The organism is Pseudomonas sp. Leaf48 (genome assembly GCF_001421885.1).
GTDB lineage: Bacteria > Pseudomonadota > Gammaproteobacteria > Pseudomonadales > Pseudomonadaceae > Aquipseudomonas.
On the sequence record NZ_LMLH01000004.1, the window covers coordinates 186,083 to 210,262 of the forward strand.

The following is a 24,180-nucleotide window of genomic DNA, read 5'->3' on the forward strand; positions in this document are numbered from 1 at the left end:
GTCTATATGGCGTGTGACCCGCAGGAAACGGTGAGGGTTCGAACAGCTTTCAGAGGGATTCAAATGCAGCAGATCAAGGGTTATCACGCCCACGTCTATTTCGATGCCACAACCATTGATCAGGCGCGGGCCCTGTGTGAGCACGCAGCACAGTTATTTCCACTGAAAATGGGTCGCGTGCATGAGCGCCCGGTCGGCCCGCACCCGGACTGGAGCTGCCAGCTGGCCTTCGGACCTGAATTGATCGGCGACCTGCTGCCGTGGCTGGCGCTCAATCGCAAGGGCTTGGTGGTATTCCTGCACCCGGACACGGGCAACGATTTATTGGACCACACCGACCATGCGATCTGGATGGGCGCAATCCGTCCGCTGGATCTGTCTAATTTTTGATCAGATGCTTTCTTCGGCCTCGCCGGGCAGCTGTTCGTCCAGGTGCAACCACGGTAAACGGCTGCTGGTCCAGATGTGACGCTCGGCGGGTGCCTGTTCGGGATGATCGAGGGTGGCAGTGGTCACATCGATGGTTTGCGGGCTCAGGTGCGTCACCAGCGCCAGGTGTGCACCACAGTGGCCGCAGAAATATCGTGCGCAGGTTGATGAGGAGTCGTACCGCGCCGGCGTTCCTGCCAGCCATCGAAACGCTGACGCGGGCACGGTGATCCAAGTGGTCACAATGCCACCGCTGACCTTTCGGCAAATCGAGCAGTGGCAGTGGGCAATATCGTGAAGCGGCCCGCTGAATTGGTAACGCAATTGCCCGCAGTGGCAGCCGCCGTTGTGAAATTCACTCATGACATTTCCTCTGTGTCCCGTCCGACGACCGGTTGCACAACCGCTCAATGCTTTCATTCTCGAAAGCTGGCTGAAAGCTTCCCCGATTAGGATCGCCGTCACTACCGGCAAAAGACCGGTTGGCCAATGCGAGTGTTCAAGTGCTCGCCAGGTCCATTTAACAACAACAATGGTGATTCTGATGTCCTCTCCTACCCGCCGCTTCGCTGTCACTCCGCCCGTACGCCTCGTGCTTCCCGTTCTGCGCTGATCCCGCCCGATCCGCCCATTCACTAGCCGCGCTATGCCTGGAGTATTCCCATGCTGACTTTCCTTGGCTTCGCCATGGTCATCACGTTCATGTTCCTGATCATGACCAAGCGCCTGTCCGCGCTGATCGCCCTGATCATCATTCCGATCGTCTTCGCCCTGTTCGGCGGTTTTGCGCCGAAGATCGGCCCGATGATGCTCGAAGGCATCACCAAGCTTGCGCCGACCGGCGTGATGCTGATGTTTGCCATTTTGTACTTCGCCCTGATGATCGACTCCGGCCTGTTCGACCCGGCCGTGCGCAAGATCCTCAAACTGGTCAAGGGCGACCCGTTGAAGGTTTCAGTCGGCACTGCCGTCCTGGCGCTGGTCGTTTCCCTCGATGGTGACGGCGCGACCACCTACATGATCTGCGTGGCCGCCATGCTGCCGCTCTACAGCCGTATCGGCATGAGTCCGCGGATCATGGCCGGCTTGATCATCCTTGCCGGTGGCGTGATGAACATGACCCCATGGGGTGGCCCGACCGCCCGTGCGGCCAGTGCGCTTCACGTCGACCCGTCCGACATCTTTGTGCCGATGATCCCGGCGATGGCGGCCGGTGTGGTGGCGATCCTGTTGATTGCCTACTTCTACGGCAAGCGTGAGCGTGCGCGTCTGGGTGAGTTGCACCTGGTGGGCGATGAAATCGACCACAGTGAAATCAGCGTTTCGCAGTTCCCGGATGCCCGTCGTCCCAAGCTGATCTGGTTCAACGGTGCCCTGACCCTGGGCCTGATGTGCACCCTGATTGCCGGTCTGCTGCCGTTGCCTGTGCTGTTCATGGTGGCGTTCAGTATTGCGATGATCGTCAACTACCCTTGTCTGCAAATGCAGAAGGATCGCGTCGCGGCCCACGCCGGCAGCGTGCTGGCGGTGGTCGGTTTGATCTTCGCGGCAGGTATTTTCACCGGTATCCTGTCGGGCACCGGTATGGTCGATGCCATGTCAAAAAGCCTGCTGGCGGTGATTCCGGACTTCCTCGGCCCGTATCTGGCGGTGATTACTGCGCTGGTGAGCATGCCGTTCACGTTTTTCATGTCGAACGATGCATTTTATTACGGCGTGTTACCGGTACTTGCCGAAGCCGCTAGTCATTACGGTATAACCGCGGTGGAAATGGCACGTGCCTCGATCGTAGGTCAGCCCGTCCACTTGTTGAGCCCGCTGGTGCCATCGACTTACTTGTTGGTAGCTCTGGCCGGTATCGACTTCGGTGATCATCAGCGTTTCACGCTGAAGTGGGCTGTATTGGTTTGTATCTGCATACTGGTTGCTGCACTGGTGCTGGGGACTTTTCCGATGTTCAGCACTCTATAAGCCCAAGACTCACCACTTCGGGTCCAGGCTTCGTTGTTTGAAGCCCGGGCCCTTCGTGGTTTAACGCATCCTCAAAGGAATACACATGGAATGGCTGACCAACCCTGAAATCTGGGTTGCCTTCTTTACCCTGACCGCTCTGGAAATCGTCCTGGGCATCGATAACATCATCATGATCTCGATCCTGGTCAGCCGCATGCCCAAGCACTTGCAGGCGCGCACCCGGATTTTCGGTCTGGCACTGGCCATGATCACGCGAATCCTGTTGCTGCTGTCGATCACCTGGGTCATGCGTCTCACCACCGATCTGTTCGAAGTGTTTGGCCAAGGCATTTCCGGGCGCGATCTGATCCTGTTCTTCGGTGGTCTGTTCCTGCTGTGGAAGAGCTCGCAAGAGATGTACCACGCGCTGGAAGGCGAAGACGAAACCAACGAGGAACCCAAGGGCGCTGGCGGCAGTTTCATCTACACCATCATCCAGATCGCGATCATCGACATTGTGTTCTCGCTGGACTCGGTAATTACCGCTGTCGGCATGGTCTCCCACGTACCGGTCATGGTTGCGGCGATCATCGTTGCAGTGCTGGTGATGATGCTGGCCTCGGGCAAAATCAGCGAATTCATCGACAAGCACCCGTCGCTGAAGATGCTGGCGCTGTCGTTCCTGTTGATCGTCGGTACCGTGCTGATTGCCGAATCCCTGGACGTGCACGTACCAAAAGGCTACGTCTACTTCGCCATGGCCTTCTCGCTGGCGGTGGAAGCGATCAATATCAAGATGCGCACTGCTATTGCGAAGAAGCGCAAGCAGCAGGATCCGGTGAAGCTGCGCAAGGACATTCCGGGCCAGTAACCCGGATGTAGTGACAACGCAAAAACCTGTGGGAGCAAGCCTTTGTGGTGAGGGGGCTTGTTGTGGCGAGGGGGCTTGCCCCCGTTCGGCTGCGTAGCAGTCGCAAAACCATTGCATGCGGCGTACTTGGTACACCGCGATAGCAGGTTTTGGGGCCGCTGCGCGACCCGACGGGGGCAAGCCCCCTCGCCACAAAAGCCCGCTCCCACATTGTTTTTGTGGGATTGTCTGAATTTGTGTTCATGACAGTTTTGTTTCAATCACTTCTTTAGCTATGCGATGCTGGCGCTCAGACCGTTAGCCAACTACAGCTTAAGTATCAGAACGTAGAACGTCGCGCGGCACCGTCAACTTGCTCCTTTGGAGCGCTGCACCACAGGGGGTCTGTATGCTCACCCTGCTCAATTTGCTCTCCGCCGTGGCCCTGCTGATCTGGGGCACGCACATCGTCCGTACCGGCATCCTGCGGGTCTACGGCTCCAATCTGCGCCATGTCATCGGCCGGAACATGTCCAAGCGCGGGCTGGCTTTCGTCGCCGGGATCGTCGTGACGGCCATGGTCCAGAGCAGCAACGCCACCGCCATGCTCGTCACTTCCTTTGTCGGCCAGGGCCTGATGGCGCTGACCCCGGCGCTGTCGACCATGCTCGGTGCCGATGTCGGTACGGCGCTGATGGCGCGAGTGCTGACCCTCGATTTGTCGTGGTTGTCGCCGCTGCTGATCTTTATCGGGGTGATCTTCTTCCTGTCGCGCAAGCAGACACGGGTGGGGCAGATGGGCCGCGTCGCTATCGGACTGGGGCTGATCATTCTGGCGTTGCAACTGATTGTCGAGGCGGCGGCGCCGATCACCCACGCCCAAGGGGTCAAGGTGATATTCGCCTCGCTGACCGGCGACATTCTCCTGGACGCCTTGATTGGCGCGCTGTTCGCGATGATTTCCTACTCCAGCCTGGCGGCTGTGCTGCTCACGGCAACCCTGGCCGGCGCCAATGTGATCAGCCTGCCGGTGGCCATCGGCCTGGTCATCGGCGCCAATATCGGCAGCGGCATTCTTGCGTTCCTCAGCACCAGTATGCAGAACGCCGCCGGACGGCAGGTGGCGTTGGGCAGCCTGTTGTACAAACTGATCGGCCTGATGCTGATGATTCCGGTGCTCGACCCGTTGGTGCACTGGCTGGACAGCCTGGATTTCAGCCCGCAGGAGATGGTCATCAGCTTCCACCTGCTCTACAACACCACGCGCTGCCTGATATTGCTGCCGAGCGTCGGGCCGATGGCGCGTTTTTGTGCCTGGGTACTGCCCGAACGCCTGCAAGCCAACGGTACAGCCAAACCCCGGCATCTGGACCTCACAGCATTGGCCACCCCCGGCCTGGCGCTGGCCAACGCAGCCCGGGAAACCCTGCGCATAGGCGATCTGATCGACAGCATGCTTGAAGCCATGCTCGACGTATTGCGCGGCCAACATACCGCGGTGACTCAGGAAATGCGCCGCCTGACCGATGATGTGGAAGCCCTGTACAGCGCGATCAAGCTGTATCTGGCGCAGATGCCCCGCGAGGATCTCAGCGATCAGGACAGCCGGCGCTGGGCGGAAATCATCGAGTTGGCGATCAACCTGAAACTTGCCAGCGACCTCATCGAACGCATGCTGCGCAAGGTGCAGCAGCAGAAAACCTCACAGCGTCGGTCATTTTCCGACGTGGGGCTGGATGAACTGGCCGGGCTTCACAGTCAGTTGATTTCCAACCTGCGCCTGGGGATGTCGGTGTTTCTCAGTGCCGACCCGGAAAGCGCCCGGCAACTGGTGCGTGAGAAACGTCGTTTTCGTGCACAGGAACGCCGCCTGGCCCATGCACATGTCAGCCGGCTACAACGTAAGATCGTGCAGAGTATCGAAACCAGTTCGTTGCACCTGGAGCTGATCGCCGACATGAAACGTTTGAACTCGCTGTTTTGCAGCAGTGCCTATGTGGTGCTGGAAACTTCCGACACAGGTGCTCTGGTGGTCGACGATTTGGCTGACACCACACATTCACCTTGAACGTATGGCATGGTGATCAGTCAGTAGTATTGATTCAGTCTTGAGGCCGCTTTCGCGGGCAAGTCGGCATGACTGACGACACGGATCTCCAATCAGCCGCCTGGAAGCTTTTTATGCGTTGTCTGCTACTCGCCTGCCTGTTGCTTGGCTCATTCCCCACGCTTGCCCTGGATCGTTTCCAGGTCGAGGGTTATACGCTGCGCAACGGTTTGCAGTTGCTGCTCAAGCCCGGCACCGAGCGCGGGCATGTGGCGATTCGCCTGGTGATCGGGGTTGGCCTGGATGATTTCAGCTGCGAAGAAAAAGAACTGCCGCATCTGCTCGAACACTTGCTGTTCAGCGGTATCGACGCCAGTGGCGAAGGCGGCCTGGAGGAGCGCATGCAGGCCTTGGGGGGTGAGTGGAATGCGTTCACCAGCAACGCCGATACCACGTTCGTCATCGAGGCCCCGGCGAAAAACCAGCGCAAGGTGCTCGACCTGCTGCTGGCGCTGCTGACCCAGACCCGGTTCGACGACAATGCCATCAACGCTGCCAAGCAAGTGGTCGAGCGCGAAGATGGCGGGCATTACTCACATCTGCAACGCTGGCTGGATCGCCAGGACCTGGGCCACACCGCCAGCAGTCAACTGGCGGTGGAATTAGGCCTCAAATGCCCCGAGCGGGCGCAAGTCGACAGTCTGACCCGCGAACAACTGGAGCGCGTGCGCAACGGCTGGTATGCGCCGAACAACATGACCCTGATCGTGGTCGGTGACCTGGACAAGTTGCTGCCGGCCTATCTGGAGCGGGCGTATGGCGCGCTTGAAGCGATCAACCCCAGCGAACATCCACCGCTGCCGCAAATCCAGGCCAGTGCCGCCCATGAGCGCAGCCTGATCCGCGGTTTTGTCGGCGACGGGGCCAAGCTGCACTGGCTGGTGCCGGAGCCGGTGCTGGAGGACCAGCACGACCAAACCTTCGACCTGCTCAAGGACTATCTGGACTGGGCGTTGTATCGCCAGCTGCGACTGGCCCACAGTTTGTCCTATGGCCCGTGGGCGGAGCGCGAGGTGTTCGGCGGTGTAGGTTTCATGAGCCTCAATGCCGACCTCGAGCGCGGCGATGTTGCCGAAGCTGAGCAGGTGCTGGAAGAGTTGAAGGCCGAGTTGCTCAAGGACGGCCTCAATGCCGACACCTTCAACCGCCTCAAACAGGCTGCCATCGCCCGCCAGGCCTGGGCCGTGCAAGGTAACAGTGCACTGGCCGATTACTACTGGAGCGCCATTGGCGATTACGAGGATGGCCGCTTCGTCAATCCGGCCCGGGAGCTGCAAGCGGTGTCTCTGGAAGAGGCGAACAAGGCCATGCGCGAGTTGCTTCTGCAGCCTGGTTATCTGCGGATCGAAAAGCCATTGGTGAGTGACGACCAATTGGTGTGGGGGATTGCCGGGATCATGGGGTTGATCGTGCTTGGGTTGTTGGGGTGGCGCATCAGCCGCAGAAATTAACCACGCGCTGTGGCACAGGCTTTTGTGGCGAGGGGGCTTGGCGGACCGCGGCACCGCCCCGTTGGGTCGCGAAGCGGCCCCAAATTAACGATCACGGTCAATTCAGATAATCGCTCTACGACTGCTTGGCCGCCGAACGGCGGTGCGGCGTTCCGACGAGCCCCCTCGCCACACCGCCGTCCCAGCGGTACCCTGTCGAGGATTTTTCCTACTACTACTGTGAAAAGCCCGAATGCCGAACCTGACCCTTTTCGTTCAGCGCATCCTTGAATTGATCAAGCGCTATCCCGGGGTCATCGCGGCTGGTGGTTTTATCTCCGGGGTGGGCAGTTTCATCCTGGTTGATCGTCAGCAAGGCCTGGCGAGCTGGATCACCACCATCATGCTGATCAGCTGGATCTGGCTGATGCTGGAAAACAGTCTGACCAAGCTGTTCGCGCGCATTTTCAAGCGCGAGATTCCGCAACCTTTGTTGCGTTACGCGACGCAGATGATTCACCAGGAAAGCCTTTTCTTCGTCCTGCCGTTCTTTTTCATCACCACGACCTGGAACAGCGGCCAGTTGTTTTTCACCGGGCTACTGAGCATCGCGGCGCTGATATCCATCGTCGATCCGCTCTACTACAAATGGCTGGCGCCACGGCGCTGGGCGTTTCTGGCGTTGCATACCCTGACGCTGTTCGCGGCCCTGCTCACGGCACTGCCGGTGATCATGCACCTGACCACTTCGCAGAGCTTCAAGTGGGCGCTGGGCATTGCGGTGCTGCTGTCGTTCCCGAGCCTGGCATCGATCTTCCCGATCCGCACCCTGCGCAACGCGCTGGCAATCCTGAGCATCACCCTGGGAATCGGCGCGGTCGGCTGGGAACTGCGCTCATGGGTACCGCCCGCGACACTGTGGATGACCGATGTGGCCATCAGCACGCAAATGCAGGACCGCACTCCGGGTGCCAGCCTCGACGAGGTCAGCACCGAGCAGATTCGCGGTGGCGGCCTCTATGCCTATACGGCGATCAACGCCCCGCGGGGTCTGGACGAGCGGATTTATCACGTCTGGCAGTTCAACGGCAAAGAGGTCGACCGCATCCCGCTGGATATTCACGGCGGCCGCAAGGAAGGCTATCGCGCCTGGACCCATAAACAGAATTTCCCCGGCAATCCGGCTGGCAAGTGGCAAGTCCGGGTGCTGACCGAAGACGGACAGCTCATCGGGGTGCTGCGCTTCGTCGTCAGGGACAGCACAGCGGTTCAAGAAAAGTAATCCGGTTCGTGCTATTACGAAGGATTGCGTAACCAGCAGACAAGCACGGAGCTTATGATCAGCAGCGCGATGGCCGGCAATGCCCAATTAGATACTTCGCTGACCCCCGCGCAGTTGCGGGTGACGGGCGACTGGACGCTTGCCCACTACGCCGACCTCAAGCTACTGAGTGAAACGCTCCTCGGTCAGTACGACGCTGATACCGCCATCGACCTCAATGGCCTCGGCGCACTCGACACCGCCGGTGCGTCGTTATTGGTCGAGCTGCTGGGCTCTGAACGTCTCGGCCAGTCCGCCGAGCACCCCGACTGCACCATCAGCGCCGCCGATCGCGCCTTGCTGCAAACGGTCTACCGCTCTTTGACCGATTTCTGTGTGCCGATCAAAGAGCCGGAGGTCAGCGTCAGCATTCAACTGCTGACCCGTATTGGCCGGGCGGTGGACACCGTCTGGCAGGATACCCTGCAATTGCTGGGCTTTGTCGGGCTGATCCTGGAAACCATCGCCCGTGGCATTTTCCGCCCAAAGCGCTGGCGCATCACGCCAATGGTGGCGCACATCGAACAGACTGGCCTTGATGCCGCCCCCATCGTCGCTCTGCTGACCTTTCTGGTGGGCGCGGTGGTGGCGTTTCTCGGGGCGACGGTGCTGGCCACTTTCGGCGCCAGTGTCTTCACTGTGGATCTGGTCGGGTTTGCCTTCCTGCGTGAGTTCGGTGTGTTGCTGACCGCGATCCTGATGGCCGGGCGCACGGCCAGCGCGTTCACCGCGCAGATCGGCTCGATGAAGGCCAATGAAGAAATCGATGCCATTCGCACCTTGGGCCTCGACCCCATGGAGCTGCTGGTAGTGCCACGGGTCCTTGCCCTGTTGATCGCATTGCCGATGCTGACCTTCCTGGCGATGCTGTCGGGGATTATCGGCGGTGCCGTGGTCTGTGCGGTGTCGCTGGATATCTCGCCGGCGATGTTCCTGTCGCTGCTGCAATCGGACATCGGCGTTCAGCATTTTCTGGTGGGCATCGTCAAAGCACCGATTTTCGCTTTCCTGATCGCCGCGATCGGTTGCCTCGAAGGCTTCAAGGTCAGCGGCAGTGCCGAGTCTGTCGGCGCTCATACTACGTCCAGTGTGGTGCAGTCGATTTTTGTAGTGATCGTGCTCGACGCGGTGGCCGCGCTGTTTTTCATGGAGATGGGCTGGTGAGTCGTTTACCCAGGGCGCCCGCCGAGGCGGTGATAGAGGTGCGTGGCCTGTGCAATCGCTTCGGTCGCCAGAGCGTGCACGAGAACCTTGACCTGGATTTGTATAAAGGCGAAATCCTTGCCGTGGTCGGTGGTTCTGGCAGTGGCAAGTCGGTATTGCTGCGCAGCATTATCGGGCTGCGCCAACCGAGCGAAGGCGTGGTGAAGGTTTTCGGCCAAAACCTGCCGACCCTGGCCGAGCACGAGCGCTCACTGATTGAACGGCGCTTCGGCGTGCTGTTCCAGAAAGGTGCGCTGTTCTCGTCGCTGACGGTGACCGAGAATGTCGCCCTACCGCTGATCGAGCACGCCGGCCTGAGCCGCAACGACGCCGAACACCTGGCGGCGGTGAAAATGGCCTTGGCCGGGTTGCCGTTGTCGGCGGCAGACAAATACCCAGCGTCACTGTCCGGTGGCATGATCAAGCGCGCCGCGCTGGCCCGGGCGCTGGCCCTGGACCCGGACATACTGTTTCTCGACGAGCCCACCGCCGGTCTCGACCCGATTGGCGCTGCCGCGTTTGATCAATTGATTCTGACCCTGCGTGACGCCTTGGGCCTGAGTGTTTTTCTGGTGACCCACGACCTCGACACGCTCTACACCATTACCGACCGGGTTGCGGTACTGGCGCAGAAAAAAGTGCTGGTGGCGGACGCGATCGACAAGGTTTCGGAAACCGACGACCCATGGATTCACGAATACTTCCACGGCCCTCGCGGCCGCGCGGCGCTGACAGCCGCCCAACAGCTCAACGAGGTCTGACATGGAAACCCGCGCCCATCATGTGTTGATCGGCCTGCTCAGCGTCATTGTGGTGACGGCCGCGCTGTTGTTCGGTCTCTGGCTGGCCAAGTCCAGCGTCGACACCGAATTCAAGGATTACGAGGTCGTGTTCAACGAGGCGGTCAGTGGTTTGTCCAAGGGCAGTTCCGTGCAGTACAGCGGGATCAAGGTCGGCGATGTGGTGTCGCTACGCCTCGATCCGAAAGATCCGCGCCGAGTGCTGGCACGGATTCGCCTGGGCGGTGAAACCCCGGTCAAGGAAGACACCGAGGCCAAACTGGCGCTGACCGGTGTCACCGGCACCTCGATCATCCAGCTCAGCGGCGGTACACCCCAGAGCCCGACGCTCAAGGGCAAGGATGGCAAGCTGCCAACCATCATTGCAGCGCCCTCGCCCATCGCTCGACTGCTCAATGACAGCAACGACCTGATGGCCGGGGTGAACGCGCTGATGCAAAACGCGAACTCGATGTTTTCAACGGCAAACATCGAGCGCATCAGCAAGATCCTGGAGCACCTGGAACAGACCACCGGGACCATTGCCGAGCAGCGTGGCGATATCCGTCAGGCCATGCAGCAGTTGGCCTCGGTCGGCAAGCAGGCCAATAACATGCTGGAGCAGACCACGGCGTTGATGCGCAATGCCAACGGCCTGCTCAACGATCATGGCAAGCAGGCACTGGGCAGTGCCGAGCAGGCGATGAAATCCCTGGAACAGAGCACTGCCACCATCAACACGTTGCTGGTGAGCAATCAGGATTCGCTGAACAACGGTATGCAAGGCCTCAATGGCCTGGCCCCGGCGGTGCGGGAGCTGCGCGAAACCCTGACTTCGTTGCGGGCCATTTCTCAACGCCTGGAGGCCAACCCCAGCGGTTACCTGCTGGGCAGCGACAAGAACAAGGAGTTCACCCCATGAAGCTGATTCGTACTGCCCTGCTCGCCGGCTTCACGCTGATCAGTGCGTGCTCGATCCTGCCCAAGCCGGAACCTTTCGATGTCTATCGCCTGCCTTCGGCCCAAAGTGCTGGGCCTGCCAGCCGTGGCACAGCGCAGCACTGGTCGTTGCGCCTGACCAAACTGCAAACCAGCGAGGCGTTGAACAGCCCGAACATTGCGGTGGTTCCCCAGGGCGATGTGATCAGCAGCTACAAAGGTGCGCGCTGGAGCGACCCGGCGCCGGTGCTGCTGCGCAATCGGCTGCTGGACGGCTTCCAGCGCGACGGCCGGGTGCCGCTGCTGAGCACCGATGACAGTCTTTTCCAGACCGACCTGGAGCTGGGCGGCACGCTGCAGGCGTTCCAGACTGAATACCAAGGCGCCAGTGCGAGCGTTGTCGTGCGCCTGGATGCGTTGCTGGTGCGCAGTTATGACCAGCGCATCCTCGCCAGCCGGCGCTTTGAAGTGCGCCAGCCGTTGAGCGATGTGCAGGTGCCGGCGGTGGTCGCCGGGTTTGGGCGGGCGAATGACCAGTTGACGGTGCAGGTGGTGAATTGGACGGTTGAGCAGGGGCAGAGGCTAGCGCCGTCGCCACGGCCTTGAGTCCGATCAGATTCCTTGCAGCCAACCAGGGCTCAAAGTGGGAGCGGGCTTGCTCGCGAAGGCAGTGTGTCACTCGACATCAATGGTGACTGACACACCGCCTTCGCGAGCAAGCCCGCTCCCACATTTTGATCGAGTTGATTCAATTAACGCTGCAAGAACGCCTGATGCATCTGCTCCAGCGTTTCAAAGTGATACGCCGGCGCTTCGGCACTCAGCTCTTCGTAACTGCCAAACCCGTAACCCACCGCTGCCGCGTCCAGCCCATTGCTGCGTGCGCCGATCAGGTCGTGCTTGCGGTCGCCGATCATCAAGGTGGTGGCCGGGTCCAGTTTCTCTTCAGCCACCAGATGGGCGATCAACTCGACCTTGTTGGTTCGGGTACCGTCCAGTTCGCTGCCGTAAATCACCTTGAAGTGTTTGGCGAAGTCGAAGTGCCGGGCGATTTCCCGGGCGAACACCCAGGGTTTCGACGTGGCGATGTACAGCTGTCGTCCTTGTCCGCCGAGGGTTTCCAGCAGTGGCGTGACGCCGTCGAACACGCGGTTTTCGTACAGGCCGGTGACCTTGAAACGTTCCCGGTAGAAATTCACCGCCTCCCAGGCCCTGGCCTCGTCGAAGTCGTAGAACTGCATGAACGCCTGGAGCAGCGGCGGGCCGATGAAGTGCTCGAGCTTGCTCAGGTCGGGCTCATCGATGCCCAGTTTGCTCAAGGCGAACTGGATCGATCGGGTGATACCCTCGCGCGGGTCGGTCAGGGTGCCATCAAGGTCGAACAAAACGGTCTGGTAATGCATGAAATTTCCTGGGCTATAGCATGACGGTTTACAGCTGATCGTAGCCTTCGGCCAGATGCAGGTCCTTGAGCTTCACGTAGTTCGCCGCGCTGTAGGTGAAAAAGGCACGCTCCTTGTCGGTCAGAGGGCGGATCTGCTTCACCGGACTGCCGACGTACAGGAAACCGCTTTGCAGATGCTTGCCCGGTGGCACCAGGCTGCCGGCACCAATGATCACGTCATCGTCGATCACGGCACCGTCCATGACGATGCTGCCCATGCCGATCAGCACCCGGCTGCCTACCGAGCAGCCATGCAGCATGACTTTGTGGGCGATGGTCACGTCATCGCCGATCAGCAGCGCAAAACCATCGGGGTTGAACGGGCCGGCGTGGGTGATGTGCAGCACGCAGCCGTCTTGCACGCTGGTGCGCGCACCGATACGGATGCGGTGCATGTCGCCACGGATCACCGTCAACGGCCAGACGGAACTGTCCGGGCCGATTTCAACGTCGCCGATCACTACCGCCGAGCCGTCGACAAAAGCGCCTTTGCCGAGCAGCGGCGTATGGTTCTGATACTTGCGAAGGGACACGATAGGTTCTCTCTCTGTCGCTGATAGCTGCGGTGAGTGTCGATTGTAATTAAGATGGCTGCATGTTTCTTCCAGCCAAGGTGTCAAACCGTGAGCGTGAACCCTCTTTTACAGCCGTACGACCTGCCGCCGTTCTCCACAATCCGTGCCGAACACGTACAACCGGCCATTGAACAGATACTGGCTGACAACCGTGCCGCCATCGTCGAGATCCTCAAGACCCAGGGCACACAACCGACCTGGGCCGGTCTGGTGCTGGCGATGGACGAACTCAATGATCGTCTCGGCGCAGCCTGGAGCCCGGTCAGCCACCTGAATGCCGTGTGCAACAGCGCCGAACTGCGCGAAGCCTACGAGGCTTGTCTGCCTGCCCTGAGCGCCTATTCCACTGAATTGGGCCAGAACCGCGAACTGTTCCAGGCCTTCGAGGCCTTGGCCAACAGCCCGGAAGCGGCCGGCTTTGACGTGGCGCAGAAAACTATTCTGGAACACTCCCTGCGTGACTTCCGTCTGTCGGGTATCGACCTGCCGGAAGCCGAGCAGAAACGCTATGCCGAAGTGCAGAGCAAACTGTCCGAGCTGGGCAGTCGCTTTTCCAACCAGCTGCTCGACGCCACCCAGGCCTGGACCAAGCACATCACCGACGAGTCGGCGCTGGCCGGCCTGACCGATTCGGCCAAGGCACAAATGGCCGCCGCCGCTCAGGCTAAAGGCCTTGATGGCTGGCTGATTACTCTGGAATTCCCGAGCTACTACGCGGTGATGACCTACGCCCAGGACCGCGCCCTGCGCGAAGAAGTCTATGCGGCCTACTGCACCCGCGCGTCGGATCAGGGCCCGAACGCCGGTCAGAACGATAACGGACCGGTCATGGAAGAGATCCTCGACCTGCGCCAGGAGCTGGCCAGACTGTTGGGCTTCGCCAGTTTCTCCGAGCTGAGCCTGGCCACCAAGATGGCCGAGTCCAGCGATCAGGTGCTGGGTTTCCTGCGTGACCTGGCCAAGCGCAGCAAGCCATTCGCTGCCCAGGACCTTGAGCAGCTCAAGGCCTACGCCGCTGAACAAGGCTGCGCCGACCTGCAGAGCTGGGACAGTGGTTTCTACGGCGAAAAACTCCGTGAACAACGCTACAGCGTGGCCCAGGAAACCCTGCGCGCCTACTTCCCGATCGACAAGGTGCTGGGCGGCCTGTTCGCCATCGTCCAGCGCCTGTACGGCATCGAGATCGCCGAACTCAAAGGTTTCGATACCTGGCACCCGGACGTGCGCCTGTTTGAAATCAAGGAAAACGGCCAGCACGTCGGTCGCTTCTTCTTCGACCTGTATGCCCGCGCCAACAAGCGCGGCGGTGCCTGGATGGACGGTGCCCGTGACCGTCGACGTACTGCTGGCGACGTGTTGCAAAGCCCGGTGGCCAACCTGGTGTGCAACTTTACTCCGGCTGACAGCGGCAAGCCTGCGCTGTTGACCCATGATGAAGTCACCACCCTGTTCCACGAATTCGGTCACGGTTTGCATCACTTGCTGACCCGCGTGGAGCACGCTGGCGTATCCGGTATCAACGGCGTGGCTTGGGATGCGGTCGAACTGCCGAGTCAGTTCATGGAAAACTGGTGCTGGGAGCCGGAAGGCCTGGCATTGATCTCCGGTCACTATGAAACCGGCGAACCGCTGCCGCAGGACCTGCTCGAAAAAATGCTCGCGGCGAAAAACTTCCAGTCCGGCCTGATGATGGTCCGCCAGTTGGAGTTCTCGCTGTTCGACTTCGAACTGCACGCCACCCATGGTGACGGTCGCAGCGTGGCACAGGTGCTCGAAGGCGTGCGCGACGAGGTTTCGGTCATGCGACCACCTGCCTATAACCGTTTCCCCAACAGTTTTGCGCACATTTTTGCCGGCGGTTATGCGGCTGGTTACTACAGCTACAAATGGGCTGAAGTTCTCTCGGCCGATGCCTTCTCGAAATTCGAGGAAGAAGGCGTGCTGAATGCCGAAACCGGTCGCGCGTTCCGGGAAGCGATCCTGGCGCGCGGCGGATCCCAGGAGCCAATGGTGCTGTTCGTCGACTTCCGTGGTCGTGAGCCGTCGATTGACGCACTCTTGCGCCATAGCGGCCTGAGTGAGGGCGCGGCAGCATGAGTGAGGGACCTGTGATTACTAAAAAACGCTTTATCGCCGGGGCGGTCTGCCCGGCATGCAGCGAGCCGGACAAGTTGATGATGTGGAACGAGGACCAGGTCCCGCACCGTGAGTGCGTGGCCTGCGGTTACTCCGACACACTCAACGAACAAGGGCTGTCGGTGCCCAAGGAGTTGGGTACACGGGTCAACACCAGCGCACTCAAGCCTGCGCCGGACAAGACCGTGCAGGCGGTACAGTTTTTTCCGAATCCGAAACTGCAGAAAAAGCCTGACGAGCAACACTGATTCGGTGCCGATCTCTTTGTTGTAGCTCCAGTGACTGCCGTGGATTGACCAGGCGAGTCACTGGAGGTTACATGCCAGTCTTTATCAATCAGAGCTCAATAGGTGGTAATACGATTCGATCAAAACTTTTTATTGCTGCATAGGCTTTCGCTAAGGCCAAAAGTTGTGCGTTTTCTTCATCATTGGCGTATCCATCGACGAGTCCACCGGTTTTACTGAGGCTGTAAGTTTTACCGCCATCATAAGAAGATGCAGTCATGATCTTAGAGTCCAGCGCTACGCTTCCATCATCCTCTTTGGATGCAAAGCGTATCGAAACAATTACTTCGTTCGGCTTGACAGAGCCTGGTACGTGTTTATGCAAAAAAATGCCATGATCATTCAAAAGTGACATAGATAAATTCCTTTTTAGTATCAATAATTGAAGTTGCAGCGAGAAAAATATTAGTCGCATTTCCTGAGTGGTCGCCAGGCTTTGTTTGTTTCTCTTGGTTGCCTTGCGCGCACTTGAAATAATAAGCATAAAGGTGCCGAACGGCGCTGGCCGTTGACAGCAACAATATTCCAGCTTGAGCGCCAGTTATCCATTATGGGTTAACGATACTCGCATAGGCCTTGGCCAGCGCCAGTAATTTTTCTTTGTCAGCATGATCGATGTCGCCATCTCCATCCACGTCTCTGGCGTTGTTTAGTTTGAACGTCTGGCCGCCATCGTAAGACGACGCAATGAACTCACTGGAATCCAAAAGCTTGTCGGTGGGTGCTCCATGTTCATCATGATCCGTTTCTTTCAACGCGAACTGCATGGAAACAAGTACCTCGCGCGGATCAACAATGGTGGGGCCCAGTTTTTGAAGAAATATTCCACGACGATTGAAATACGACATTACCAAATCCTTTTTAAGTAAATTCGAAGTTGTATTTGCTGCGAACAAAATATACTGAGCGTTTTAGTTATTATTCCATTATTTTTGTGTGACATTCGATGATCCCTGCTACGCGCATCACTTCGTTGTTTGTTCAACCAAGCGCACTCAGGTGGTCATGAAGATCAAGGCGCCAAACGGCACTGGGCAGTGAATCAATTCCCCTATACTGTATGTATATACAGCTTGGAGAATTGATCATGAGCACGCCCTTGCCACCCCGCGGTCGCGGCACCGCCACCAACCCGCATAACCGTTTTGCGCCAAATCGTTCGGTGGGCGAGGATGACGGCTGGTATCAGGAAGTGCCGGTAACCCAAGGTACCGAGGTGCGCATTGAAACCGCGAAAACCATCATCACCCGCAATACCTCGCCGGACCTGCCATTCGATCGCTCGATCAATCCCTATCGTGGCTGCGAGCACGGTTGCATCTATTGTTACGCAAGACCGAGCCACGCCTATTGGGACATGTCACCGGGGCTGGATTTCGAAACCCGGCTGATCGCAAAAACCAATGCAGCGGACGTCCTTGAGGAGCAGTTGTCCAAACGTGGCTATCAGTGCGCGCCGATCAACCTCGGCTCCAACACCGACCCTTACCAGCCGATCGAGCGCGAATACCAGATCACCCGCAAGACCCTCGAAGTGCTGCTGCGCTACCGGCATCCGGTGACTATCGTCACCAAGGGCTCGCTGATTCTTCGCGACCTGGACCTGTTGGCCGAGCTCGCCGGGCAGCGGCTGGTAGCGGTGATGATCAGCCTGACCACCCTGGACGACGAACTCAAACGCATCCTCGAACCCCGCGCTGCGGCGCCCAAGGCGCGATTGCGGGCCATCCGGGTGATGCGTGAAGCAGGTATCCCGGTCGGCGTCCTGTGTTCACCGATGATTCCGATGATCAACGACAGCGAACTCGAAAGCTTGCTCACCGAGGCCCATGCGGCTGGGGCGCAGAGCGCGGCCTATATGATGTTGCGCCTGCCGCTGGAGGTGGCACCGCTGTTCGAAGAGTGGTTGGCTGCCCACTATCCGCAGCGCGCCGCGCATGTGTTGAGCCTGATTCGCCAGAGTCGAGGTGGCGAGTTGTACGACAGCCGTTTTGGCGCCCGTATGCGGGGTGAAGGTCCGTTTGCCGACCTGCTGGCGCAACGCTTTGCCAAGACCATCAAACGGTTGGGGCTCAATCACCGGGAGGGTTTTAACCTGGACTGCGAAGCCTTTTGTCCGCCGGGTCGCCAAATGTCATTGATTTGAGGACAATTGGCCTATGGTTGAGACTGGTAAACGCTCACGGACATTAGGCGGGTCACGTTTTTTGTGACCTGGAACACGCGTTCTAGAGCGCTTGATTCAGTTTGAGTTAAGATTCGGCGGCTACCTTGTTCATCGAGTGACTGACCGGTCGAGATTTTCGATCTGGATGTTTTTTAACCAGCCACTGGCTTCACGCCGGACAAAACGGGAAGATTCCCTGGCTCCGTCAAATGAGGATGAATTCATGAGTGACAAGGATAAACAGCCGTTGGCTGCGTCGGCTTCCGCCCAGCCCGAGGCCGAAACCGCCGATGCAGCGTTGCAGCATATCGTTGACGGCTTTTTGCATTTTCATCATGAGGTCTTTCCCCAGCAGGAAGAACTCTTCAAGAAACTCGCCACGGCCCAGCGGCCACGAGCGATGTTTATCGCCTGCGCCGATTCACGCATCGTTCCCGAACTGATCACCCAAAGCTCCCCCGGCGACCTCTTCGTAACCCGTAACGTCGGTAACGTCGTGCCGCCCTACGGACAAATGAACGGTGGTGTTTCCACTGCCATCGAGTACGCGGTGCTGGCCCTCGGCGTGCATCACATCATCATTTGCGGGCACTCCGATTGTGGCGCCATGCGCGCGGTACTCAACCCGCAAAGCCTGGAAAAAATGCCGACGGTCAAAGCCTGGTTGCGCCATGCCGAAGTGGCAAAAACCATGGTGCAGGAAAACTGCAACTGCTCCAATGAAAGCGAAAGCATGCACATCCTCACCGAGGAAAACGTGATTGCCCAGTTGCAGCATTTGCGCACCCATCCATCGGTGGCCTCGCGCATGGCCAATGGTCAGCTGTTTATCCACGGTTGGGTCTACAACATCGAGACCAGCCAGATCAAAGCCTACGATGCTGATCAAGGCTGTTTCCTGCCGCTCGATGGCAGCCATCCGATTCCGGTGGCAACGCCCAAAGCGCGCTTCTAAACACTCCTAAATCCCGGTGTGGTTCAGCCGAGGCTGCCGATCAGGCAGCCTGGCTTTGCCATGCCTGAAGAAAAGCTCGGGAGAGACCTCATGCGTGCTGCGCAACTCAAAACTGTTCTGCCACGGGAGCTGCTGGCTTCAGTGGTGGTGTTTCTGGTCGCCCTGCCCTTGTGCATGGGCATTGCCATCGCTTCAGGGCTGCCGCCCGCCAAAGGCTTGATCACCGGTATCATCGGCGGGCTGGTAGTCGGCTGGCTGGCCGGTTCGCCGCTGCAAGTCAGCGGTCCAGCGGCGGGGCTGGCTGTTCTGGTATTTGAATTGGTACGCCAACACGGCGTCGTCATGCTCGGGCCGATCCTGTTGCTGGCGGGATTTCTACAATTGCTGGCCGGGCGTTTGAAACTGGGCTGCTGGTTTCGGGTGACGGCACCGGCGGTGGTTTACGGCATGCTGGCCGGGATCGGTGTACTGATCGTGCTTTCCCAGGTGCATGTGATGCTCGATGCCGTGCCCAAGCCTTCGGGGCTGGATAATCTGGCAGCCTTCCCGGGCGCGTTGGTTCAAGCGATGCCGACCTTCGGCTGGCAGGCCGGTTTGCTCGGGCTGTCGACGATTGCCGTCATGTGGCTTTGGGAAAAATTGCGCCCGCAATCCCTGCGCTTTATTCCTGGTGCGTTGCTCGGAGTCGGGCTGGCCACCTTCGCCAGCCTGGCGCTGGCGTTGCAGGTCAAGCGGGTAGAGGTGCCAGCCAACCTGAGTGAGGCGATCGACTGGCTCAAGCCTGCGGACCTGCTCAACCTGGCTGATCCGGCACTGCTGATTGCCGCGTTTGCCGTGGCCTTTATCGCCAGCGCCGAAACCTTGCTCTCGGCCGCGGCGGTCGACCGCATGCACAGCGGTCAGCGATCCGATTTCGACCGGGAATTGTCCGCCCAAGGGGTCGGTAACATGCTTTGTGGCCTGCTCGGAGCGCTGCCAATGACCGGGGTGATCGTGCGCAGTTCGGCCAACGTCCAGGCAGGCGCAACCACACGTTTCTCGAGCATTTTCCATGGCCTGTGGCTATTGGGTTTTGTCTTGCTGTTGTCCAGTGTCCTGCAAAGCATTCCGGTGGCGAGTCTGGCGGGTGTGCTGGTCTACACAGGTTTCAAACTGGTCGACCTCAAGGCTTTTCGCGGTTTGGGCCGATATGGCCGGATGCCGATGTTTACCTACGCGGCGACGGCCTTGGCCATTGTCTTCACGGACCTGCTGACCGGCGTGCTGATCGGTTTCGGCCTGACCCTGGTGAAGCTGGCGCTGAAAGCTTCGCGCTTGAAAATCAGCCTGATCGATTTACCGCAGGAAGGGGAAATGGAGTTGCGCCTGGTGGGCGCGGCGACGTTCCTCAAAGTGCCGGCACTGACCCGGGTACTGGGTAGCATTGCACCGGACACGACGCTGCATGTACCGCTCAATAATCTGACCTATATCGATCATTCGTGTCTGGAGTTGCTGGAAGAATGGGGCCGGGCGAACGCCACCAAGGGCGCGAAGCTGCTTATCGAGTCGCGCGGCTTGAAACGCAGGCTCGAAGGCAGGGTTCGTACCAACACGGGCATAGGTGCGGCTGGCTGAGTGTCCTTGTGCGAGCGGGCTTGCTCGCCAAAGCGGTGTATCAGTCGATATCAACGTTGAATGATTGACCGCATTCGCGAGTAAGCCCGATCCCACAGGTATTGAGGATCAGGCTGCAGGCTGATCCAGCTCCAGGCCTACACCCAGACGGCGGGACATGCACGGCCAGCGTTTCCAGGCGGCACCGGTGTCCGGGCTATTGAGCTTGTCGCGGTAGGCTTCCACCGATTCCAGGGCGAAGCTTTCGTCGTTCAGCATCTCGTCGATGGTGTGATGCACCACTTCATCCAGTTGGTTGGCGAACGACTCACCGATCAATTGGTGAGCAATCAGGTTGGCAACAGTCATGTCCAGGGGGATCAGCGGCTGGCCAAAATGCTTGATGTACAGGTCATTGACCTCTTCTACGAAACGGTGCGCCAGATAGGCTTCGTCCAGCAGGCTGTCGAGCCCGACGTGCCCGGCCATGATCGCCGGCGGCTGGAGGAAATACTGCTCGGCGATTTTCAGCACCGGTTTGATCTGCGACTCAATGCCCGCTTCCCTGGCGACTTCATTGGCTGCGTCCAGCAGGTCAGGCACTTCTTCGATGTAGGTGGTAACGAAACGCGCCAGCACGCCGTTGGCATCGGCCTCGGGTAGCTGGATGGCAGGGTGCAGGTGAGGCAGTTGGGTTTGCAGCTGACGTGTCAGCAGGCCGGTCTCTTTCTCGTGTTGTTGGGCTTTTTGGATCTGCTCGCGCAATGCGGCGGTGTTCATGAAAACTCCAGGAAACAAGGCAATGAAATAGGGAAGACATAACTTAGCTGGCTTACGAAAAATGCTAAGACGCATTTGTCATAATTATTTCATCCTTGAGACGCCTCCGTTATATCCATTTGCCACCACTCGTCCACATCCTTCTCCATTCGTGACCTGCAATGCAAGTGAATGCTGTTTCAGATCATTTACGCCTTCACATTGCGAGGTGAGAGTCGCTGTCTATACTCGGGGTGGAATGGAGTTAGCTGATGACGCCCGACTGCATATGCAGCAAGGCCCGGTGCTCAAGTTCGTAGTCTGATGCAGCCGCTCCCTTGCCGCAGGTGAAAGCCGGCGGGATAACAAGAACGATAAGGGGAACCCGCAATGATGCGACATCCACATGTCTGGATGGGCCTCCTGTTGTGGTCGATTTTCGGTCAGGCACAAGCAGCCTGGACTGTGAATATGGCGCCTGGAGCGACTGAGATCAGTCACGCAGTATTCGACCTGCACATGACCATTTTCTGGATATGTGTGGTGATAGGCATCATCGTCTTTGGTGCCATGTTCTGGTCGATGATTCTCCACCGCCGCTCGACCGGGCAGGTGGCTGCTAAATTTCATGAAAGCACCACCGTTGAAATCCTCTGGACCATCGTGCCCTTCCTGATCCTGGTGGCGATGGCGATTCCCGCTACCGCGACCCTGATCAAGATGTACGACGCCAGTGAGCCGGAGATCGATATCCAGGTCACCGGGTACCAGTGGAAGTGGCACTACAAATACCTGGGTCAGGATGTCGAGTTCTTCAGCAACCTGGCCACTCCCGCCGATCAGATCCACAACAAGGAAGCCAAGGGCGAGCATTATCTGCTCGAGGTCGACAAGCCATTGGTCTTGCCGGTCGGTGCCAAGGTGCGCTTCCTGGTGACCTCCGCCGACGTTATCCACTCCTGGTGGGTGCCGGCCTTCGCAGTCAAGCGCGATGCGATCCCGGGGTTCGTCAACGAAGCCTGGACCCGCGTCGACAAGCCCGGCATCTACCGTGGCCAGTGCGCCGAACTGTGCGGCAAGGATCACGGCTTCATGCCGACCGTGGTCGAGGTCAAGGAGAAAGCCGACTACGAGAAGTGGCTGGCCGAGCGCAAGGCCGAGGCTGCGCAGCTCAAAGAACTGACCAGCAAGGAATGGACCCTCGACGAGCTCAAGGAGCGCGGCGACAAGGTCTATCACACCGCTTGCGTGGCCTGCCACCAGGCCGAAGGCCAGGGCTTGCCGCCGATGTTCCCGGCGCTCAAGGGCTCGAAAATTGCCACCGGACCGATCAAGGATCACTTGGGCATAGTCTTCCACGGCAAGCCCGGCACCGCCATGGCGGCGTTCGGCAAGCAACTGTCGGAAGTCGATATCGCAGCGGTCGTGACCTACGAACGCAATGCCTGGGGCAACAACAAAGGCGACATGGTCACGCCAAAAGAAGTGCTGGAGCTGAAACAGGCGGAAAGCAAATGACCCGGTCTATTGCGCATGTACGGAACCGGTCGGGGCAGCACGCCCCGGCCATCCCAGCCCATCTGCTTGCAGGAGACAAACCATGAGCGCCGTCATTGATGACCATGGTCACGCCGACCACGCCCACGGCCCCGCCAAAGGCCTGATGCGCTGGGTGCTGACCACCAACCACAAGGATATCGGCACGCTGTACCTGTGGTTTGCATTCTCCATGTTCCTGCTTGGCGGCTCGTTCGCGATGGTGATTCGCGCCGAGCTGTTCCAGCCGGGCCTGCAAATCGTCCAGCCGGAATTCTTCAACCAGATGACCACCATGCATGGCCTGGTGATGGTCTTCGGCGCGGTGATGCCAGCCTTCGTCGGCCTCGCCAACTGGATGATCCCGCTGATGATCGGCGCGCCGGACATGGCGCTGCCGCGGATGAACAACTTCAGCTTCTGGCTGTTGCCGGCGGCGTTCATCCTGCTGGTATCGACCCTGTTCACGCCGGGAGGCGGACCGAACTTCGGCTGGACGTTCTACGCCCCGCTGTCGACGACCTATGCGCCGGAAAGCGTGACCTTCTTCATTTTCGCCATCCACCTGATGGGCATCAGTTCGATCATGGGCGCGATCAACGTGATCGCCACCATCCTTAACCTGCGTGCCCCCGGCATGACCTTGATGAAAATGCCGTTGTTCGTCTGGACCTGGCTGATCACCGCATTCCTGCTAATCGCGGTGATGCCGGTACTGGCCGGGTGCGTGACGATGATGCTGATGGATATCCACTTCGGCACCAGCTTCTTCAGTGCCGCCGGTGGCGGTGACCCTGTTCTGTTCCAGCATGTGTTCTGGTTCTTCGGTCACCCCGAGGTGTACATCATGATCCTGCCGGCCTTCGGTGCCGTCAGCTCGATCATCCCGACCTTCTCGCGCAAGCCGCTGTTCGGCTATACCTCGATGGTCTACGCCACGGCGAGCATCGCGTTCCTTTCATTCATCGTCTGGGCCCACCACATGTTCGTGGTCGGCATTCCGCTGGTGGGCGAATTGTTCTTCATGTACGCCACGCTGCTGATTGCCGTACCCACCGGAGTGAAAGTGTTCAACTGGGCCAGCACCATGTGGCAGGGCTCGCTGACCTTCGAGACGCCGATGCTGTTTGCCGTGGCCTTTGTGATCCTGTTTTCCATTGGCGGTTTCTCCGGGTTGATGCTGGCCATCGCCCCGGCGGACTTCCAGTACCAGGACACCTATTTCGTGGTCGCGCACTTCCACTATGTGCTGGTGCCGGGGGCGATCTTCGGGATCTTCGCTTCGGCCTATTACTGGTTGCCGAAATGGACCGGCCACATGTACGACGAGACCCTCGGCAAGCTGCATTTCTGGCTGTCGTTCATCGGCATGAACATGGCCTTCTTCCCCATGCACTTCGTAGGGCTGGCGGGCATGCCGCGGCGGATTCCGGACTACAACCTGCAATTCGCCGACTTCAACATGGTGTCGTCGATCGGCGCATTCATGTTTGGCGCCACGCAGATTTTCTTCCTGTTCATCGTGATCAAGACCATTCGCGGCGGTGCACCGGCACCGGCCAAGCCGTGGGATGGTGCTGAAGGCCTGGAGTGGAGCATTCCGTCACCGGCGCCGTATCACACCTTTACCACGCCGCCGGAAGTGAAATGAACACGCAACCCTATGTGGGAGCGGGCTTGCTCGCGAAGAACGATAACGCAGTTTATCTGACGG

23 protein-coding genes are annotated in these 24,180 nt (G+C 59.1%); 17 read left to right on the forward strand and 6 right to left on the reverse strand.

What is annotated here, in order from left to right:
* Positions 1-63 precede the first annotated feature (63 nt).
* The gene (locus ASE98_RS05270; protein ID WP_060540311.1) at positions 64-390 is read left to right on the forward strand and encodes a DOPA 4,5-dioxygenase family protein; all 327 of its coding nucleotides are present in this window, start codon (positions 64-66) and stop codon (positions 388-390) included.
* Here ASE98_RS05270 and ASE98_RS05275 read toward each other — a convergent pair whose 3' ends face one another.
* On the reverse strand, positions 391-792 hold the full coding sequence (locus ASE98_RS05275) for a GFA family protein (protein WP_060540313.1): 402 nt from the start codon (positions 790-792) through the stop codon (positions 391-393). It lies immediately after the preceding gene.
* A 300-nt stretch (positions 793-1,092) separates the two neighbouring features.
* Here ASE98_RS05275 and ASE98_RS05280 point away from each other — a divergent pair, with 300 nt between their 5' ends.
* The 9 genes from ASE98_RS05280 (at position 1,093) to ASE98_RS05320 (ending at position 11,617) form a co-directional block, all read left to right on the forward strand.
* Positions 1,093-2,400, forward strand: coding sequence for a CitMHS family transporter (locus ASE98_RS05280; protein WP_060540315.1), 1,308 nt, complete (start codon positions 1,093-1,095; stop codon positions 2,398-2,400).
* An 85-nt stretch (positions 2,401-2,485) separates the two neighbouring features.
* Positions 2,486-3,253, forward strand: coding sequence for a TerC family protein (locus ASE98_RS05285; protein WP_060540317.1), 768 nt, complete (start codon positions 2,486-2,488; stop codon positions 3,251-3,253).
* A gap of 388 nt (positions 3,254-3,641) precedes the next feature.
* Entirely contained in the window at positions 3,642-5,300 is a 1,659-nt protein-coding gene (locus ASE98_RS05290; RefSeq protein ID WP_060540319.1) for a Na/Pi cotransporter family protein, read from the forward strand.
* A 113-nt stretch (positions 5,301-5,413) separates the two neighbouring features.
* Positions 5,414-6,790: a M16 family metallopeptidase gene (locus ASE98_RS05295; RefSeq protein ID WP_060540321.1), complete on the forward strand. Its 1,377-nt coding sequence runs from the start codon at positions 5,414-5,416 to the stop codon at positions 6,788-6,790.
* Positions 6,791-7,022: 232 nt separating this feature from the next.
* The gene (locus ASE98_RS05300) at positions 7,023-8,051 is read left to right on the forward strand and encodes a DUF5924 family protein (RefSeq protein WP_060540323.1); all 1,029 of its coding nucleotides are present in this window, start codon (positions 7,023-7,025) and stop codon (positions 8,049-8,051) included.
* Between the two features lie 54 nt (positions 8,052-8,105).
* Positions 8,106-9,254: an ABC transporter permease gene (locus tag ASE98_RS05305; RefSeq protein WP_060540325.1), complete on the forward strand. Its 1,149-nt coding sequence runs from the start codon at positions 8,106-8,108 to the stop codon at positions 9,252-9,254.
* Positions 9,251-10,054: an ABC transporter ATP-binding protein gene (locus ASE98_RS05310; protein WP_060540328.1), complete on the forward strand. Its 804-nt coding sequence runs from the start codon at positions 9,251-9,253 to the stop codon at positions 10,052-10,054. The genes ASE98_RS05305 and ASE98_RS05310 overlap by 4 nt, the downstream gene beginning before the upstream one ends.
* 1 nt (position 10,055) lies before the next feature.
* The gene (locus ASE98_RS05315; protein ID WP_060540330.1) at positions 10,056-10,994 is read left to right on the forward strand and encodes an MlaD family protein; all 939 of its coding nucleotides are present in this window, start codon (positions 10,056-10,058) and stop codon (positions 10,992-10,994) included.
* Positions 10,991-11,617, forward strand: coding sequence for an ABC-type transport auxiliary lipoprotein family protein (locus ASE98_RS05320; RefSeq protein ID WP_060540332.1), 627 nt, complete (start codon positions 10,991-10,993; stop codon positions 11,615-11,617). The genes ASE98_RS05315 and ASE98_RS05320 overlap by 4 nt, the downstream gene beginning before the upstream one ends.
* A 146-nt stretch (positions 11,618-11,763) precedes the next feature.
* Here the strand turns inward: ASE98_RS05320 and ASE98_RS05325 are convergent, their stop codons facing one another.
* Both ASE98_RS05325 and ASE98_RS05330 read right to left on the reverse strand, forming a co-directional pair.
* Positions 11,764-12,414, reverse strand: a complete 651-nt coding sequence (locus ASE98_RS05325; protein ID WP_060540333.1) for an HAD family hydrolase — start codon at positions 12,412-12,414, stop codon at positions 11,764-11,766.
* Positions 12,415-12,442: 28 nt separating this feature from the next.
* Entirely contained in the window at positions 12,443-12,988 is a 546-nt protein-coding gene (locus ASE98_RS05330) for a gamma carbonic anhydrase family protein (RefSeq protein WP_060540335.1), read from the reverse strand.
* 90 nt (positions 12,989-13,078) lie between these two features.
* Between ASE98_RS05330 and prlC the strand changes: the two genes are divergently transcribed.
* Positions 13,079-15,127 carry an oligopeptidase A gene (gene prlC / locus ASE98_RS05335; protein ID WP_162237381.1) on the forward strand — a complete coding sequence of 683 codons (2,049 nt, stop codon included), beginning with the start codon at positions 13,079-13,081 and terminating at the stop codon, positions 15,125-15,127.
* Positions 15,124-15,414 (forward strand): YheV family putative zinc ribbon protein, encoded by a 291-nt coding sequence (locus ASE98_RS05340; protein WP_060540339.1) that lies wholly within the window; start codon positions 15,124-15,126, stop codon positions 15,412-15,414. Before prlC ends, ASE98_RS05340 begins: the two co-directional genes overlap by 4 nt.
* Before the next feature lie 88 nt (positions 15,415-15,502).
* Here the strand turns inward: ASE98_RS05340 and ASE98_RS05345 are convergent, their stop codons facing one another.
* Positions 15,503-15,808: a hypothetical protein gene (locus ASE98_RS05345; RefSeq protein WP_060540340.1), complete on the reverse strand. Its 306-nt coding sequence runs from the start codon at positions 15,806-15,808 to the stop codon at positions 15,503-15,505.
* 193 nt (positions 15,809-16,001) lie between these two features.
* Positions 16,002-16,301 (reverse strand): hypothetical protein, encoded by a 300-nt coding sequence (locus ASE98_RS05350; RefSeq protein WP_060540341.1) that lies wholly within the window; start codon positions 16,299-16,301, stop codon positions 16,002-16,004.
* A gap of 239 nt (positions 16,302-16,540) precedes the next feature.
* Between ASE98_RS05350 and ASE98_RS05355 the strand changes: the two genes are divergently transcribed.
* The 3 genes from ASE98_RS05355 (at position 16,541) to ASE98_RS05365 (ending at position 20,192) form a co-directional block, all read left to right on the forward strand.
* Positions 16,541-17,599, forward strand: a complete 1,059-nt coding sequence (locus ASE98_RS05355; RefSeq protein ID WP_060540342.1) for a PA0069 family radical SAM protein — start codon at positions 16,541-16,543, stop codon at positions 17,597-17,599.
* Between the two features lie 244 nt (positions 17,600-17,843).
* Positions 17,844-18,575 (forward strand): carbonic anhydrase, encoded by a 732-nt coding sequence (locus ASE98_RS05360; RefSeq protein WP_060540343.1) that lies wholly within the window; start codon positions 17,844-17,846, stop codon positions 18,573-18,575.
* 90 nt (positions 18,576-18,665) lie between these two features.
* The gene (locus tag ASE98_RS05365; RefSeq protein ID WP_060540344.1) at positions 18,666-20,192 is read left to right on the forward strand and encodes a SulP family inorganic anion transporter; all 1,527 of its coding nucleotides are present in this window, start codon (positions 18,666-18,668) and stop codon (positions 20,190-20,192) included.
* Positions 20,193-20,300: 108 nt separating this feature from the next.
* On the opposite strand, the gene ASE98_RS05370 is transcribed toward ASE98_RS05365, so the two are convergent.
* Positions 20,301-20,951, reverse strand: a complete 651-nt coding sequence (locus tag ASE98_RS05370) for a hypothetical protein (RefSeq protein ID WP_060540345.1) — start codon at positions 20,949-20,951, stop codon at positions 20,301-20,303.
* A 369-nt stretch (positions 20,952-21,320) separates the two neighbouring features.
* On the opposite strand from ASE98_RS05370, the gene coxB reads away from it, so the two are divergent.
* Entirely contained in the window at positions 21,321-22,448 is a 1,128-nt protein-coding gene (coxB, locus tag ASE98_RS05375; protein ID WP_060540346.1) for a cytochrome c oxidase subunit II, read from the forward strand.
* 82 nt (positions 22,449-22,530) lie between these two features.
* A complete protein-coding gene (gene ctaD, locus ASE98_RS05380) occupies positions 22,531-24,117 on the forward strand; it encodes a cytochrome c oxidase subunit I (RefSeq protein WP_060540347.1) in 1,587 nt (528 codons plus the stop codon).
* Positions 24,118-24,180 lie beyond the last annotated feature (63 nt).

Coding starts and splice junctions, on each gene's coding strand:
- ASE98_RS05270 (WP_060540311.1), top strand. CDS start 64: ATGCAGCAGATCAAGGGTTATCACGCCCACGTCTATTTCGATGCCACA.
- ASE98_RS05275 (WP_060540313.1), bottom strand. CDS start 792: ATGAGTGAATTTCACAACGGCGGCTGCCACTGCGGGCAATTGCGTTAC.
- ASE98_RS05280 (WP_060540315.1), top strand. CDS start 1,093: ATGCTGACTTTCCTTGGCTTCGCCATGGTCATCACGTTCATGTTCCTG.
- ASE98_RS05285 (WP_060540317.1), top strand. CDS start 2,486: ATGGAATGGCTGACCAACCCTGAAATCTGGGTTGCCTTCTTTACCCTG.
- ASE98_RS05290 (WP_060540319.1), top strand. CDS start 3,642: ATGCTCACCCTGCTCAATTTGCTCTCCGCCGTGGCCCTGCTGATCTGG.
- ASE98_RS05295 (WP_060540321.1), top strand. CDS start 5,414: ATGCGTTGTCTGCTACTCGCCTGCCTGTTGCTTGGCTCATTCCCCACG.
- ASE98_RS05300 (WP_060540323.1), top strand. CDS start 7,023: ATGCCGAACCTGACCCTTTTCGTTCAGCGCATCCTTGAATTGATCAAG.
- ASE98_RS05305 (WP_060540325.1), top strand. CDS start 8,106: ATGATCAGCAGCGCGATGGCCGGCAATGCCCAATTAGATACTTCGCTG.
- ASE98_RS05315 (WP_060540330.1), top strand. CDS start 10,056: ATGGAAACCCGCGCCCATCATGTGTTGATCGGCCTGCTCAGCGTCATT.
- ASE98_RS05320 (WP_060540332.1), top strand. CDS start 10,991: ATGAAGCTGATTCGTACTGCCCTGCTCGCCGGCTTCACGCTGATCAGT.
- ASE98_RS05325 (WP_060540333.1), bottom strand. CDS start 12,414: ATGCATTACCAGACCGTTTTGTTCGACCTTGATGGCACCCTGACCGAC.
- ASE98_RS05340 (WP_060540339.1), top strand. CDS start 15,124: ATGAGTGAGGGACCTGTGATTACTAAAAAACGCTTTATCGCCGGGGCG.
- ASE98_RS05345 (WP_060540340.1), bottom strand. CDS start 15,808: ATGTCACTTTTGAATGATCATGGCATTTTTTTGCATAAACACGTACCA.
- ASE98_RS05350 (WP_060540341.1), bottom strand. CDS start 16,301: ATGTCGTATTTCAATCGTCGTGGAATATTTCTTCAAAAACTGGGCCCC.
- ASE98_RS05355 (WP_060540342.1), top strand. CDS start 16,541: ATGAGCACGCCCTTGCCACCCCGCGGTCGCGGCACCGCCACCAACCCG.
- ASE98_RS05360 (WP_060540343.1), top strand. CDS start 17,844: ATGAGTGACAAGGATAAACAGCCGTTGGCTGCGTCGGCTTCCGCCCAG.
- ASE98_RS05365 (WP_060540344.1), top strand. CDS start 18,666: ATGCGTGCTGCGCAACTCAAAACTGTTCTGCCACGGGAGCTGCTGGCT.
- ASE98_RS05370 (WP_060540345.1), bottom strand. CDS start 20,951: ATGAACACCGCCGCATTGCGCGAGCAGATCCAAAAAGCCCAACAACAC.
- coxB (WP_060540346.1), top strand. CDS start 21,321: ATGATGCGACATCCACATGTCTGGATGGGCCTCCTGTTGTGGTCGATT.
- ctaD (WP_060540347.1), top strand. CDS start 22,531: ATGAGCGCCGTCATTGATGACCATGGTCACGCCGACCACGCCCACGGC.